We start from the raw sequence: 13,396 nt of genomic DNA on the forward strand, positions 1-13,396 counted from the left end.
TCAGCTCGGGCAGGCGAGGTCGCCGTTGTCCAGCCCCTGCTTGTAGTTGCGGCTGAGCAGGCTGGCCTTGCCGTCGTGCCAGGTCAGGGTCAGCACATACAGCGAGTCGAAATCCTCGCCGTCCCAGTCGTCGGTGATGGTGCGTTTTTCGCCCAGCGCCTTGCCGGCCACGGTGTTGATCAGCTCGGGCAGGTAGCCGTGTGACCACGCGGTGTAGACCGTGGCGTTGCGGTACTTGTCCTGCAGCAGCTCGTCGGCCAGGTCGCCGGTGTCGTTGGCGCCGAAGTCGATGTTCACCGGCAGGCCGAGCTTGATCGCGCTCGGGCTGATGGTCATCAGCGGACGGATATAGCTGTAGGCATTGTCGTTGCTGCCCTCCTCCACTTCGCGGCTGGGGTTGGCGGCAAACACGTAGTCGGCGGGGCCGAATTTTTCCGGGAGCAGAGTGGCCAGGTCCAGGGCGCGGTTGAGGCCCTGGCAGTTCAGTTGCCCGAGGCCTTCGCCGGGCTTTTCTGCATGGCGCAGGAAGACCAGGGTCTGGGTGCCGTCCACCGGCTGGGCTCGGCTTTCGAGCGCTTCGAAGGTCAGCAGGGTGGCGCCGACGACCAGCGGAACGGAAAACAGCGCAGGGCGATAACGCCGAAAAAAGGAGGGCAACTTCATGGCACGGGCTCTTTGCGACAAATAGGGTTGAGGCTGACCCGCCTGTGCCACCCCGCAGCCGAGGCTGCGGGGTGATCCCTGTCTGTCGTTCCATCCGTGGAAACGGGCGTGCTTGAGAGTGTCGCAAACCCGTTTGGTTCATCCGTGCCGGCTCAGCCTTGAGCCAGCGCCAGTCTGGCGCAGGGATGTTTCGCGATGATGACGCTCAGATCAGCTTGCGCCGGATCGCTTCTTCAACCGAACTGCGGCTCAGGTGCTCGATGATGGCATCGCCCGAATCGTTGAACGGCACCGTGAAGATCAACAGCAATTGCATCCAGGTGGTGATGGTTTCGCTCTTGCTGACCTTGCCGATGAGTTTGCCTTCACGGTCCTTGTACAGCGTCTCCAGGGTCAGAGTGTTGTCGAAGGTGGACGGGATGATGAACAGCGTCGCACCGGTCAGCGTCGCCGCCAGCACGTTGCCTTGCTCGTTGTTCCTGAGCGTGACGTAGGCGTACACGTCAGAGTCGACCTTCTCGCTGGTCACCCGTGTGAAGCGCTCGCTCTGTTCATAGCTCTGCACCAGGGTCTTTTCGAAACGCATCAGGTTGGCGTTGCTGGCGCGCGGCTGGCCGTTGAACTCGTACAGTGTATTGAAGCGCACATAGGCGGTCTTGTGCGCGGGCGCCGCATCGGCGGCAGGCAGCGGCGGCCAGGCTTCGACCACCGGCAACTGGTGCTGGGAGTAGCTGATGCAGCCGGTCAGGGCCGTGCTGAGGGCCAGCAACAGGGCCATTAGGCAATGACGCATGGTTGAATTCCTTTCAGTGAGTGGCCAATTGCGGGGCAGCCGTCGCGGTGTCGAGCAACCTGGTGATCAGCTGACGCAACTGCACGCCCCCCAGGCTGCCGTTGGCATAGTCGTTGTCGTACAGGCCGACATTGTTGTCGAGCTTGACCTGCTCGGTGACGCGGGTGAGGCGCTTGCCGTCGCGGTCTTCGATCACCAGCTCGCCGGCCAGGTCGTACTTGTCGACATAGATCGGGCCGTTGAACCAGATCCAGAACGTCAGCGTCACCAACGCGCCGGGAACGTAACCGGGGTGCGTGGTGCGCTTGCCCTTGAGCGAGGTGATGGTGAACTTGAGCACTACATCCTGCTCGCCCAGGGTGGCGGGAAATTCCACCAGTTTGGTGAAGTACTCGCCGCGGTCGACGTAGTGGCTGATCTGTGCGGTGAGCTGGCGGCTGATGTTCAGGCGCACGTCATCCTTGAGGTCGGGCGCGGTGATGGCCACGTCGGCGATCTGGGCGCCCCGCTGTGCAGTGTTGTCGGCCACGGTGACCGGTTCGCCGATCGGGCCCACCGGTGTGAAGGAGTAGCAACCGGTAAGGCCGAGGCAGGCCAGGAAAAGAAAACAGAAAGTACGCAGCACGCAAAATGTCCTTGCTTCGGGTGAGAGACAGGCTGTTATCGGCATCAGGGCCAAAGACTGTAATGAGAATGACTCAGCCCTCAATCGTCGCGGGTGAGGACCTCGAGCAGCTCGATCTCGAAGGTGAGGGTCGAATTCGGTGGGATGCTGCCTACGCTACGCGCGTCGTAACCCAGGTGCGCCGGCACGATCAGCTTGCGCTTGCCGCCCACCTGCATGCCCATCAGGCCCTGGTCCCAGCCCTTGATCACGCGGCCGGTGCCGATCACGCACTGGAACGGCTTGCCGCGTTGGTGGGAGGAATCGAATACGCTGCCATCGTCCAGCCAGCCGGTGTACTGGGTGGTGATCAGTGCCCCCTTGACGGCCGCCTTGCCGTCGCCCAACTGGAGGTCGATGATTTGAAGTTCGTTGCTCATGGGTGATCTCTGACGGCTATGGGACGTTTTCTGCCGATGCGTTTTCGCAGCAATGGCCGTGTTTTGCAAGGCTGTGGGGAGCGAACGCGGATCATGAGGTGGCGCTGGCTGTCACCGGCTCGTGCTGGCGCATCGACCAGCACACCCCGCCCACCACCAGCACGATCGCCGCGCCCTCCAGCAGGTTCGGCCCGCTCTGGCGCCAGATGAACGCATACAGCAAGGCAAACAGGGTCTCGAACACGATCAACTGCCCGCTCAGGGTCAGCGGCATGCGCTTGGCTGCCGCATTCCACAACACCCCCGCCAGCCACGAGCCAAACAGCGCGCAACCCAGGCTGAACGCCCAGAACAGCTGCCAGCGCTCAGCAGTGGCCTGCACCTGCAACTGCTGCGGCTGCCACACCCACAGCAGCGCCACCAGCACCAGGCTGAACACGCCGGTCACCACCCCGGTGAGCACCGACCACTGATGGCTGTCCAGGTGCCGGCACTGCTTGAGATAGCGGCTGTTGTAGGTGGCGTACCAGGTCCAGCAGGCCAGCGCGGCCAGCGCATAGAGCAGCCCGGCGAGCTTGTCCTGCACCGCCCCCGGCTCCACCGCGAAGGTCTGCAGGTTGATGCACAGCATGCCCGCCAGGATCAGCGCCAGCGGCCCGGCCAGGCGCGACAGGGCCACCGCGCCGCTGTCATTGCGCCCGTACAGGGTGATGGTCAGCGGCAGCACACCAACGATCAGCGATGCCGGCGCCACGCCCAGGCGCTGGATCGCCGCCACCAGGCACATGAAGTACAGCAGGTTGCCGATCAGCGCCAGGCGCGCCAGCATCCACACGTCTGCCCGTTCGAGCTGACGCAGCGCCTTGCGCATTGGCAGCAGCAGCGCGAGCGATACCGCCCCCAGCAGGACGAACCGCGCACAGGCCAGCAGCACCGGGCTGAACTCCGGCAGCAGTTGCGGCACCATCAGCACCATGCCCCACATCGCACCGGCCACGCCGGCATACGCCACACCCCGTTTCACTTGCCTGCTCCTCGTTTTTCAGAGCACGCAGGCTAGCCAAATGCAGGCGTCCAGGCAAAAGATCATTCGGCATGCAGGCATTCCCATGGGGAATACCTTTAAAGCGCAAAGCACCGGGTTTACTATCCAGCCATTCCCTGAACCAAAGACACCGCAATGAGCCGCTTCAGCCGTCACCTGCCCCCGCTGGATACCCTGATCGCTTTCGAGGCGGTGGTACGCACCGGCAGCTTCACCCGCGCCGCCGCCGAGCTGTCGCTGACCCAGAGCGCGGTGAGCAAACAGATCAAGCTGCTTGAAGAACACCTGGGTGCGCCGCTGTTCGAACGCCGCGCCCGCGGCATCACCCTGACCGCCGCCGGCAGTGGCTTCAATGCCATCGTCGAGCCGATGCTCGACAGCCTGCTGGCCAACGTATTGCGCCTCAAGAGCGGGCACGGCAGCCGCAATGTCAGCGTGATCTGCACCCATGCGGTGGCACAGTACTGGTTGTTCCCGCGGCTGCTGCGCTTCAACGCACAGCACCCCGAGCTGACAGTGAACATCCATGCCAGCAACGAGATGGATGAACGCGTGGTGGGCAACTATGACTTCGGCGTGCTGTACGGCCATGGCCGCTGGAGTTCACTGCAGGCCGACAAGCTGTTCGATGAATGCATCTACCCCATCGTCAGCACCCAGCGGGCCCTGCCGCCAGCCGATTCGCTGGCGGCGCTGCAGGCCCTGCCGCTGATCCAGCTGGATGCCTCGGCCTGGAACTGTCTGGATTGGCCCGACTGGTTCGCGCACCTGGGGGTGCGCTACAAGGCGCCGGCCGATGCGGTGACATTCAATCAGATCACCCTGGTGTTCGACGCAGTGATGCAGGGCATGGGGGTGGGGTTGGGCTGGGAGTTCATGGCCCGCGAGCGCATCGCCAGCGGGCAGGTGCGGCCGGTGTCGGAGTTCGTCGTGCACACCGGCCAGGCCGACTACCTGGTGCACGACAGGCAGCGCGTGTGCTCGCCGGCGGCCCAGGTGTTCAGGGACTGGTTGCTTGCGCTCAACTGAACTGCGCTTGCACCTCGGCGCCGGTGAGGGTCCGGGTCTGGTTGGCGAAGCAGTAGTAGCCCGGCTTCTGATCGATGTAGATCTGCAGTTCCAGCGCCCAGTCACTCTCGCCATCGAGCACGCCCACCGGCACGGCGTCGAAGCCGCCGGCCTTGAGGCGATAGAACAGGTGGGTGCCGCAGGTGCCGCAGAAGCCGCGCTGGGCCCACTCGGAGGAATCGTAGATGCGCGGGGTGTCGCCGCTGAGCCTGAGGGTCTGGGTGCTGTGCACCACCATCAACGGGCCACCGGACCATTTGCGGCACATGCTGCAATGGCAAGCGCTGACACTGGCGTTGTCGAGGCTGACGCTGAGGTGAATGGCGCCGCACAGGCAGCTGCCGTGTTTTTCCTGGGGTTGGGACATGGTGCAGGGTCCTTGCGGTGAGCGGTAGGGCTGAAGTCTAGCAGCAGTCGGCCCCGGCCCTTTCGCCGGCAAGGCCGGCTCCTACAGCGGATTACGCCGTCACCGGGGTCAACACCGGTTCCCCGGCAAAGAACGCCTGCAGGTTGCGCAGCACCAGCGCCACCGTATCGCGCGCCGCTTCCGGCGACTGTCCGGCCACATGCGGGGTCAGCACCACGTTGTCCAGCGCCTTGAGTGCCTGCGGCACTTCAGGCTCGGCATCGAACACATCCAGCCCGGCCCCGGCAATACGCCCTTCGCGCAACGCCGCCACCATCGCATCGGTGTCCACCACGCTGGCCCGCGCAATGTTCACCAGAAAACCCTGAGGCCCCAGTGCGTCCAGCACTGCCGCGTCGACCAGGTGGCGCGTACCGGCCCCGCCCGGGGTGGCAACGATCAGAAAGTCCACCGCCCCCGCCAGCGCCAGCGGGCTTTCGCACCAGGTGTAGGGCACGTCGGTGCGTGGCCGGCGGTTGTGGTAGCTGACCTGCATGTCGAAGCCCTGCGCCGCACGCCGGGCAATCGCCAACCCCGTCGCGCCAAGGCCCAGTACCCCGAGGCGCTTGCCGCTCAGCGACGGGCTGATCACACGGTTCCACTGCCCCAGGCGGGTGGTGGCATCGGCACGGGGAATATCGCGCACGATGGCGAACAGCAGCGCCAGGGCATGGTCGGCCACCGCCGTGGCGTTGGCACCGGCGCCATTGGTCACGGTGATGCCACGCGCAGCAGCCGCTGCCAGGTCCACTTCCTCGTACCCGGCGCCGATGACGCAGATGATTTTCAGATGGGGCAAGGCGGCGATTTCGTCGGCCCGCAAGCCCAGCGGCCCGCGGGTCAGTACCGCATCGATTGCGCCGCCGTGGCGGGCGATGGCCTCGGCACGCAGGGCCGGGGTCTGTGCACGAATCAGCTCGAAGCCGGCCTGTTCGAGCAAGGGCAGGTAGTCATCCACCGTTTCTACCAGCACCAGTACCTTGTGTGTCATGCCCTGCCCCCTGGCCATTCGCAAAAAAGGGGCATTATGCCGGCTTGGGCTTACTGGGCGAAAGCCCGTCCCAGGCCGCCCGGCACGCCGCTGCTGTCGGTGTCCTGCCAGGGGCCGTCAGGGCTGGTGGCCCAGCTCCAGCCATTGCTGAAGCGGTAGTAGGTGCGTTGGCGGTAGAAGGTGTTGGTCTTGCCTTCGAGCACGTACACCCCGAGTTTCGGGTCCCAGTGGCTGGCGCCACCCGGCGGCGGCGCGAAGCTTGCCGAGGTGCGTGGCATCGGCTTGGGCGTCGGCAGCGTGGCCGGGGTACCTGGCTTGGGCCCCGGCACCGGCTTGATCACCGGCCCGGTCGGCGGCAGGGTTTCGATCGGCGGCACGGTGGGCTCGCTGGGCCGATGCACCGTACACGCACTCAAGCCCACGGCCAGGGCGATCAGGGTGAGGCGTGCGATGCTGTTCATAGTGGTCTCTCTACGGGTCCGGGCTGTCGATGGTCAGGTGCTGCGGCGCCTCGGTGCTGCTGGCCAGCGGGCTGCCACGGCCGATCCACTCGCCCTTGGTCGGCTGGCCGGCACGGGAGACGCGCGCAACCAGTTGGACTTCGGGGAAGCTCGACAGTTTCATGTTCGGCATCATCGCATCACTGTCGCTGAGCTGAACCTCGATCGGCAGGTCGGCCACGGTCACGCGCTTGGCCGCCAGCGGCATCGGCGGCCCGGAACTGGCGCGGGCAAATATGAACACGCTGTCATCGGGACGCACCTTGTCCTTGAGCGCCGGCGCCAGCTCGACCCGCACCGTCAGGCGTGCGCTGGTGGCCGGCGCCTGGCCCGCGGCCTTGAGCCGTTCGCCAGCACGCTCGATGCCGCCCTGCAGCGCGGCACGCGAGGCATCGCCCTCGGGCAGTTGGGCAATCAGACGGTTCCAGTAGTCGATGGCCTGCTGGTAGCGCCCGTCCTCGAACGCGGCGATACCCAGCAGCCCCAGGCTGGTGACTTCCGCCGGATCGGCCTTGAGCGCTTCGTCGGTCAACGCCTGCATCTGCGCTGTCCACTGCTTGCCGTTACCGAAGTACAGCGCCTGCGCCCATTGCCCAAGCAGCTCAGGCTGACGCCCGGCCAGGGCAGCAGCGCGCTCGAAGGCCTTGGCAGCATCGGCGGCGCGTTCCTGGGCCATGTAGGCACGGCCCAGCAGGTACAGGCCTTCGGCCGAGTCTGGTTGGGCCTGCACCGCACGCTCCAGGCGCGAGGTCATCTCCTGCACCGACTGCGGCGCCTGGGCGAACTCGCGGGTCAGCTCGACCTTGTCGCTGGCGCCAAAGTGCAGGTACAGCCCGAGGCCCATCACCGGCACCAGCACCGCGGCCAGCAGCGGCAAGGTCTTGCCCAGGCGCGCACTGCGGTCGGGTTCGGCGTTGTCGGTGTCGGCCAGCAGTTCGCGGGCGGCCTCGTCGCGGCCACGGTCCAGTTGCTCGGTGGTGAGCACGCCGGCCTCGCCCTGGGCCTGCAGTTCGGCCACGCGCTCCTGGTACAGGGCCACGTTCAACGCGGTACGGTCTTCTTCCTGTTGCGCACGACGCACGCGCAACACCGGGATCAGCAGAAAGCTCAGGGCTACCAGTAACAGCAGGCCTGCGGGAAGCCAGAATTCAGTCATGGGTGCGTTCTTTGTCCAGCAGTTTGGCGAGGCGCTCACGCTCCTCGGGGGAAAGGTCGACGGTGCCGCCCGCCGCCTGGGTACGGCGCTTGCGCACGATCAGCGCCAGCATGCCGAAGCCGCCCAGCAGCAGGATGCCCGGGCCGAACCACAGCAGCCAGGTACGCGCCGTCAGGGCCGGCTTGTAGCGCACGAAGTCGCCATAGCGGTCGACCATGAAGTCGATGATCTGCTGGTTGTCCTTGCCTTCGCCGAGCATGCGGAAGATCTCGCGGCGCAGGTCGGCGGCAATCGGTGCGTTGGAGTCGGCGATGTCCTGGTTCTGGCACTTGGGGCAGCGCAGTTCCTTGGTCAGCACGTGGTAACGCTCGCGCTCGGCGTCGTCGGCGAACTGATAGGTGTCGATGGCCGCGTGGGCCACGCCGGCGATGCTCAGGCCCAGCAGCGCGCCTGCCAGCCAGCGCCTCATTGGCCGGCCTCGTCGAGCAGGCCCTGGTACAGCGGCGCCAGTTGCTCGCGCCACACGGTCTGGTCGACCACACCGACGAACTTGTGCCGGATGATGCCCTTGGCGTCGATGATGAAGGTCTCCGGCGCGCCGTACACACCCAGGTCCAGGCCGAGGGTGCCGTGCTCGTCACGGATGCCGATCTGGTAGGGGTTGTGGAACTCGGTCAGCCACTTGATCGCAGCCGCGTTCTCGTCCTTGTAGTTGACCCCGTAGATCACCACGCCCTGCTCGGCCAGCTTGTTCAGCACCGGGTGCTCGACCTTGCACGAAGGGCACCAGGTGGCCCACACGTTGACCAGCGCCGGCTTGCCCAGCAGGTCGTCGCGGGTCAGGGTCCGGTCGCCTTCCACGGTCGGCAGCGAGAACGCCGGGAAGGGTTTGCCGATCATCGCCGAGGGCAGCTCGGACGGGTCCAGGTACAGGCCCCGGTACAGAAACACTGCCACCAGCAGAAACACCGCCAGCGGCAGCACCATGATCCAACGCTTCATGCAGTTGCTCCCGACATGCCCAGTACTTCACGTACCCGGCTTTTCACCTTGACCCGATACCGCTTGTCCATCGCCGCCATCAGGCCGCCCAGGCCGGTCAGCAGGCCGCCCAGCCAGATCCAGCGCACGAACGGCTTGACGTGCACGCGCACGGCCCAGGCGCCGTTGTCCAGCGACTCGCCCAGCGCCACGTACAGGTCGCGGGTGAAACCGGCATCGATGCCGGCCTCGGTCATCACCGACTGCTGCACGGTGTACAGGCGTTTTTCCGGGTGCAGCACGCTGATTTCACGACCGTCCCGCAGCACGCGCACGGTGCCCTTGTCGGAGGTGAAGTTCGGCCCTTCGAAATGCTTGGCGCCTTCGAACACGAACTGGTAGCCGCCCAGTTCCATCGACTCGCCCGGCGCCAGGCGCAGGTCGCGTTCGGCGCTGTTGTTGCTCGACAGCACCACGCCCAGGGCGCATACCGCGATGCCCAGGTGCGCCACGTGCATGCCCCAGTAGCTGCGGCTCAGGCCGCGCATGCCCTTGAGCAGACCCTTGTGACGGGTCTTGTCGAGCAGGTCGCGCACGCCGGCCAGCAGGATCCACGCCGCCAGGGCGAAGGTGGTCAGTACCTGCCAGTCGAAGTCGTCCACCAGCAGCCCGCCGATGGGTGCCAGCACCACGCTGCCGATCGCCACCGGGGTCAGCATGCTCACCAGCCATTTCGTCGGGGTGTCCTTCCAGCGCACGATCACGCCGACCGCCATCACCACCATCAGCAGGGCCATCAGCGGGATGAACAGCGCATCGAAGTAAGGCGGCCCCACCGACAGCTTGGCCCCGGTCAGTGCATCGAGCACCAGCGGGTACAGGGTGCCCAGCAGGATCATCGAGGCCGCCACCACCAGCACCAGGTTGTTGGCCAGCAGCAGGGTTTCCCGCGACCACAGGGCGAACCCGACCTGGCTCTTGACCACCGGGGCGCGCAAGGCGAACAGGGTCAGCGAACCGCCGACCACGAACAGCAGGAAGATCAGGATGAACACGCCGCGCTCGGGGTCGGCGGCAAAGGCGTGCACCGAGGTCAGCACGCCGGAACGCACCAGGAAGGTGCCCAGCAGGCTCAGCGAAAATGCAGCGATCGCCAGCAGCACGGTCCAGCTCTTGAACACGCCGCGCTTCTCGGTGACGGCCAGCGAGTGGATCAGTGCGGTGCCCACCAGCCACGGCATGAACGAGGCGTTTTCGACCGGGTCCCAGAACCACCAGCCACCCCAGCCGAGTTCGTAGTAGGCCCACCACGAGCCCAGGGTGATGCCGATGCCCAGGAACGCCCAGGCCACGATGGTCCAGGGCCGCGACCAGCGTGCCCAGGCCGCGTCCAGGCGCCCGCCGAGCAAGGCGGCGATGGCGAAGGCGAAGGCCACCGAGAAGCCCACGTAGCCCATGTAGAGCATCGGCGGGTGCACGATCAGGCCGATGTCCTGCAGCAGCGGGTTGAGGTCGCGACCATCGGCAGGCACCTGCGGCAGCAGGCGCTGGAACGGGTTGGAGGTAACAATCAGAAACGACAGGAAGCCCACGCTGATCATGCCCATCACCGCCAGCACCCGGGCCAGCATCATCTGCGGCAACTGGCGCGAGAAGATCGACACGGCGAAGGTCCAGCCGCCCAGGATCAGCGCCCACAGCAGCAGCGAGCCTTCGTGGGCGCCCCACACGGCGCTGAACTTGTAGTACCAGGGCAAGGCGCTGTTGGAGTTGCTGGCCACATACGCCACCGAGAAGTTGTCGGTCATGAAGGCATGGGTCAGGCAGGCGAAGGCAAACGCCAGGAAGGCGAACTGACCCCACGCCGCCGGGCGTGCCAGGCTCATCCACAGGCTGTCGCCCCGCCAGGCGCCGAGCAGCGGCACGCTGGCCTGAACGCCGGCAAAACAGATGGCCAGGATCATCGCCAACTGGCCCAGCTCGGGAATCATCAGTGCAGCATTCATGGCTTGGCTCCGCCGTCGGTGGACACCTGGCCGCTTTCCTTCAGGGCCTTGGTGACCTCGGGCGGCATGTATTTTTCGTCGTGCTTGGCCAGCACCTCGTCGGCCACCACCACGCCCTCGGCGTTGAGCTTGCCCAGGGCGACGATGCCCTGCCCTTCACGGAACAGGTCGGGCAGGATGCCGCGGTAGGTGATGGGCACCGACTTGTTGAAGTCGGTGACCACGAAACGCACGTCCAGCGAGTCGCCGGAGCGTTGCAGGGAACCGGCCTCGACCATGCCGCCGGCCCGGATGCGGGTATCGAGCGGGGCTTCGCCGTTGGCGATCTGGGTAGGGGTATAGAACAGGTTGATGTTCTGCTGCAGCGCGCTCAGGGCCAGGCCGACGGCGACGCCGACACCCACCAGCAGGCCGAGGATGATGAACAGACGCTTCTTGCGTTGCGGATTCACTTGGACTTCTCCCGGCGCAGGCGGCGCGCTTCTTCTTGCAGATACCGGCGCTTGCTCAGTACGGGCGCGGCAACATTGATGGCCAGCACCAGCAGGCAGATGCCATAGGCCGACCAGACATAGAGGCCGTGATGGCCCATGGCGAGGAAATCATTGAAGCTGGCAAAACTCATCGTGCGGTCTCCCGCCCCAGGTGGCCCAACACTTCATCCTTGACCCAACTGGCGCGTGCCTCGCGCCGCAGCACTTCAAGGCGCATGCGCAACAGCAGCACCGCCCCGAAGAAGCAATAGAACCCCAGCACGGTCAGCAGCAGCGGCAGCCACATCTCGGCAGGCATCGCCGGCTTTTCGGTGAGGGTGAAGGTGGCGCCCTGGTGCAGGGTGTTCCACCACTCCACCGAGTACTTGATGATCGGAATGTTGATCACGCCGACAATCGCCAGTACCGCGCAGGCCTTGGCCGCGCTCTCACGATTGCTGATCGCCTGGCCCAGGGCAATCAGACCGAAGTACAGAAACAGCAGGATCAGCATCGACGTTAGTCGTGCATCCCAAACCCACCAGCTGCCCCAGGTCGGCTTGCCCCAGATGGCACCGGTGCTCAGGGCCACCACGGTCATCCAGGCGCCGATGGGCGCGGCGCATTGCAGTGCCACGTCGGCGATCTTCATCTTCCAGACCAGGCCGACCACGCCGGCCACCGCCAGCATCACGTAGCACGACTGCGCCAGCATGGCCGCCGGCACGTGGATGTAGATGATTCGGAAACTGTTGCCCTGCTGGTAGTCCTGCGGGGCGAAGGCCAGGCCCCAGACCACGCCCACGGCGATCAGCAGGATGGCGGCGATGCTCAGCCACGGCAGCATGCGGCCGCTGATGGCATAGAACCATTTGGGTGAACCCAGCTTGTGAAACCACGTCCAGCTTATTGCGCTGCTTTTCATCACGGTACATCCAGGGTCTTTGCTGGGCGGGGCCCAGACCTCATTATTCGCCGACGCTGATCTTCAGGCCAGCCGCTATTGCAAAGGGTGCCAGGGTTACTGCAAGGGCGGTCAGGCTGCCAAGCCAGAGCAGGTAACCGGTCGCCGGCATAGCTTGCAGTGCCGCCTGCAAGGCGCCACTGCCCAGGATCAACACCGGGATATATAACGGCAAAATAAGCAGTGCCAGCAGCAGGCCACCGCGCTTCAAACCCACGGTCAAGGCTGCGCCCACTGCACCCAGCAGGCTCAGTACCGGGGTACCGAGCAGCAGCGAGGCCAGCAGTACCGGCAGGCATTGCACCGGCAAACCGAGCATCAGGGCCAGCAGCGGCGACAACAATACCAGTGCCAGACCGGAAAAGGCCCAGTGTGCCAGCACCTTTGCCAATACCAGAAGCGCCAGGGGGTGCGGCGAAAGGACCCACTGCTCGAGGGATCCGTCCTCGAAATCACTGCGAAACAGCCCGTCCAGCGAGAGCAGAACGGATAAAAGGGCGGCCACCCAGACTAACCCAGGGGACAAGTTTTGCAACAATTGCGTCTCCGGCCCGACCGCCAACGGGAACAACGCGATCACGATCGCGAAGAACACCAATGGGTTGGCAAGCTCGGCCGGCCGGCGGCACAGCACCTGCGCTTCTCGGCGCAGCAAATGAACGAACACACTCATGCCGCGTACTGCCCCAGGTTCAGTTCTCGGTAGCCGGACGGCGTCTGCGCCAGCGTGTGGTGGGTGGTCAGCACGACCATGCCGCCGCGCTCGCAATGCGCCGCCAGGTGCGCTTCGAGCTGGGCCACGCCCTGCTTGTCGAGGGCGGTGAAGGGTTCGTCGAGAATCCACAGCGGCGGGCTGTCCAGGTACAGCCGCGCCAGCGCCACGCGGCGCTGCTGGCCGGCCGACAGGGTATGGCAGGCAACATCTTCGAAGCCGCGCAGGCCCACGGCCGCCAGTGCCTGCCAGATCGCCTCGCGGCTGGCAGGCTGATGCAGGGCGCACAGCCAGGCCAGGTTTTCCTCGGCGGTGAGCAGGTCCTTGATGCCGGCCGCATGACCGATCCACAGCAGCATCCTGGCCAGTTCGCTGCCCTGCTCGGCCAAGGGCTTGCCGTCCAGGCGGATTTCACCGCTGGTGGGCCGCATCAACCCGCTGAGCAGGCGCAGCAGGCTGGTCTTGCCGCTGCCATTGGGGCCGCTGATCTGCAGCATGTCACCGGCCGCCAGGTGCAGTTCGAGGTGTTCGAAAAGCATTCGCCAGTCGCGCTCGCAGGCCAGGCCCACAGCTTCGAGTCGAGGGGTCACAGGT

General features: G+C 65.5%; 18 protein-coding genes. 1 reads left to right on the top strand and 17 read right to left on the bottom strand.

All coding sequences use genetic code 11. From position 1 onward, the window contains the following. The 5 genes from NP552_RS22510 to NP552_RS22530 all read right to left on the bottom strand — a co-directional run bounded on the left by NP552_RS22510 (nt 1) and on the right by NP552_RS22530 (nt 3,524). On the bottom strand, nt 1-663 hold the full coding sequence (locus tag NP552_RS22510) for a hypothetical protein (RefSeq protein WP_058542044.1): 663 nt from the start codon (nt 661-663) through the stop codon (nt 1-3). 205 nt (nt 664-868) lie between these two features. Next, entirely contained in the window at nt 869-1,456 is a 588-nt protein-coding gene (locus NP552_RS22515; protein WP_274097181.1) for a hypothetical protein, read from the bottom strand. Between the two features lie 13 nt (nt 1,457-1,469). Beyond that, nucleotides 1,470-2,081 carry a hypothetical protein gene (locus NP552_RS22520; protein WP_043861852.1) on the bottom strand — a complete coding sequence of 204 codons (612 nt, stop codon included), beginning with the start codon at nt 2,079-2,081 and terminating at the stop codon, nt 1,470-1,472. 80 nt (nt 2,082-2,161) lie between these two features. Beyond that, nucleotides 2,162-2,500: an FKBP-type peptidyl-prolyl cis-trans isomerase gene (locus tag NP552_RS22525; RefSeq protein WP_043861851.1), complete on the bottom strand. Its 339-nt coding sequence runs from the start codon at nt 2,498-2,500 to the stop codon at nt 2,162-2,164. Nucleotides 2,501-2,591: 91 nt separating this feature from the next. Continuing rightward, nucleotides 2,592-3,524, bottom strand: a complete 933-nt coding sequence (locus tag NP552_RS22530) for a DMT family transporter (RefSeq protein WP_123753585.1) — start codon at nt 3,522-3,524, stop codon at nt 2,592-2,594. A gap of 156 nt (nt 3,525-3,680) precedes the next feature. On the opposite strand from NP552_RS22530, the gene NP552_RS22535 reads away from it, so the two are divergent. Continuing rightward, nucleotides 3,681-4,574, top strand: a complete 894-nt coding sequence (locus NP552_RS22535; protein ID WP_054915613.1) for a LysR substrate-binding domain-containing protein — start codon at nt 3,681-3,683, stop codon at nt 4,572-4,574. Here the strand turns inward: NP552_RS22535 and NP552_RS22540 are convergent. The 12 genes from NP552_RS22540 to ccmA form a co-directional block, all read right to left on the bottom strand. Then, a complete protein-coding gene (locus NP552_RS22540) occupies nt 4,567-4,980 on the bottom strand; it encodes a GFA family protein (RefSeq protein ID WP_043861848.1) in 414 nt (137 codons plus the stop codon). The genes NP552_RS22535 and NP552_RS22540 overlap by 8 nt on opposite strands. A gap of 91 nt (nt 4,981-5,071) precedes the next feature. After that, entirely contained in the window at nt 5,072-6,010 is a 939-nt protein-coding gene (locus NP552_RS22545) for a 2-hydroxyacid dehydrogenase (protein WP_058542046.1), read from the bottom strand. A 50-nt stretch (nt 6,011-6,060) separates the two neighbouring features. Next, nucleotides 6,061-6,471 (bottom strand): hypothetical protein, encoded by a 411-nt coding sequence (locus NP552_RS22550; protein ID WP_043861846.1) that lies wholly within the window; start codon nt 6,469-6,471, stop codon nt 6,061-6,063. A gap of 10 nt (nt 6,472-6,481) precedes the next feature. Further along, complete coding sequence (gene ccmI, locus NP552_RS22555) at nt 6,482-7,666, bottom strand: c-type cytochrome biogenesis protein CcmI (protein ID WP_043861845.1); 1,185 nt, start codon at nt 7,664-7,666, stop codon at nt 6,482-6,484. Further along, on the bottom strand, nt 7,659-8,135 hold the full coding sequence (locus NP552_RS22560) for a cytochrome c-type biogenesis protein (RefSeq protein WP_043861844.1): 477 nt from the start codon (nt 8,133-8,135) through the stop codon (nt 7,659-7,661). The genes ccmI and NP552_RS22560 overlap by 8 nt, the downstream gene beginning before the upstream one ends. Next, a complete protein-coding gene (locus NP552_RS22565; RefSeq protein ID WP_043861843.1) occupies nt 8,132-8,668 on the bottom strand; it encodes a DsbE family thiol:disulfide interchange protein in 537 nt (178 codons plus the stop codon). The genes NP552_RS22560 and NP552_RS22565 overlap by 4 nt, the downstream gene beginning before the upstream one ends. Further along, nucleotides 8,665-10,638: a heme lyase CcmF/NrfE family subunit gene (locus NP552_RS22570; protein WP_274097187.1), complete on the bottom strand. Its 1,974-nt coding sequence runs from the start codon at nt 10,636-10,638 to the stop codon at nt 8,665-8,667. Before NP552_RS22570 ends, NP552_RS22565 begins: the two co-directional genes overlap by 4 nt. Before the next feature lie 11 nt (nt 10,639-10,649). Further along, complete coding sequence (gene ccmE / locus NP552_RS22575) at nt 10,650-11,105, bottom strand: cytochrome c maturation protein CcmE (RefSeq protein ID WP_058542048.1); 456 nt, start codon at nt 11,103-11,105, stop codon at nt 10,650-10,652. Beyond that, nucleotides 11,102-11,278 carry a heme exporter protein CcmD gene (gene ccmD / locus NP552_RS22580; RefSeq protein ID WP_043861840.1) on the bottom strand — a complete coding sequence of 59 codons (177 nt, stop codon included), beginning with the start codon at nt 11,276-11,278 and terminating at the stop codon, nt 11,102-11,104. The genes ccmE and ccmD overlap by 4 nt, the downstream gene beginning before the upstream one ends. Continuing rightward, the gene (locus NP552_RS22585; protein ID WP_043861839.1) at nt 11,275-12,051 is read right to left on the bottom strand and encodes a heme ABC transporter permease; all 777 of its coding nucleotides are present in this window, start codon (nt 12,049-12,051) and stop codon (nt 11,275-11,277) included. Before NP552_RS22585 ends, ccmD begins: the two co-directional genes overlap by 4 nt. Before the next feature lie 43 nt (nt 12,052-12,094). Next, complete coding sequence (ccmB, locus tag NP552_RS22590; protein WP_043861838.1) at nt 12,095-12,763, bottom strand: heme exporter protein CcmB; 669 nt, start codon at nt 12,761-12,763, stop codon at nt 12,095-12,097. After that, on the bottom strand, nt 12,760-13,392 hold the full coding sequence (ccmA, locus tag NP552_RS22595; protein ID WP_043861837.1) for a cytochrome c biogenesis heme-transporting ATPase CcmA: 633 nt from the start codon (nt 13,390-13,392) through the stop codon (nt 12,760-12,762). The genes ccmB and ccmA overlap by 4 nt, the downstream gene beginning before the upstream one ends. Nucleotides 13,393-13,396 lie beyond the last annotated feature (4 nt).

Origin of the sequence: Pseudomonas sp. 8209, from assembly GCF_028682105.1 — a bacterium.
GTDB lineage: Bacteria > Pseudomonadota > Gammaproteobacteria > Pseudomonadales > Pseudomonadaceae > Aquipseudomonas > Aquipseudomonas palmensis.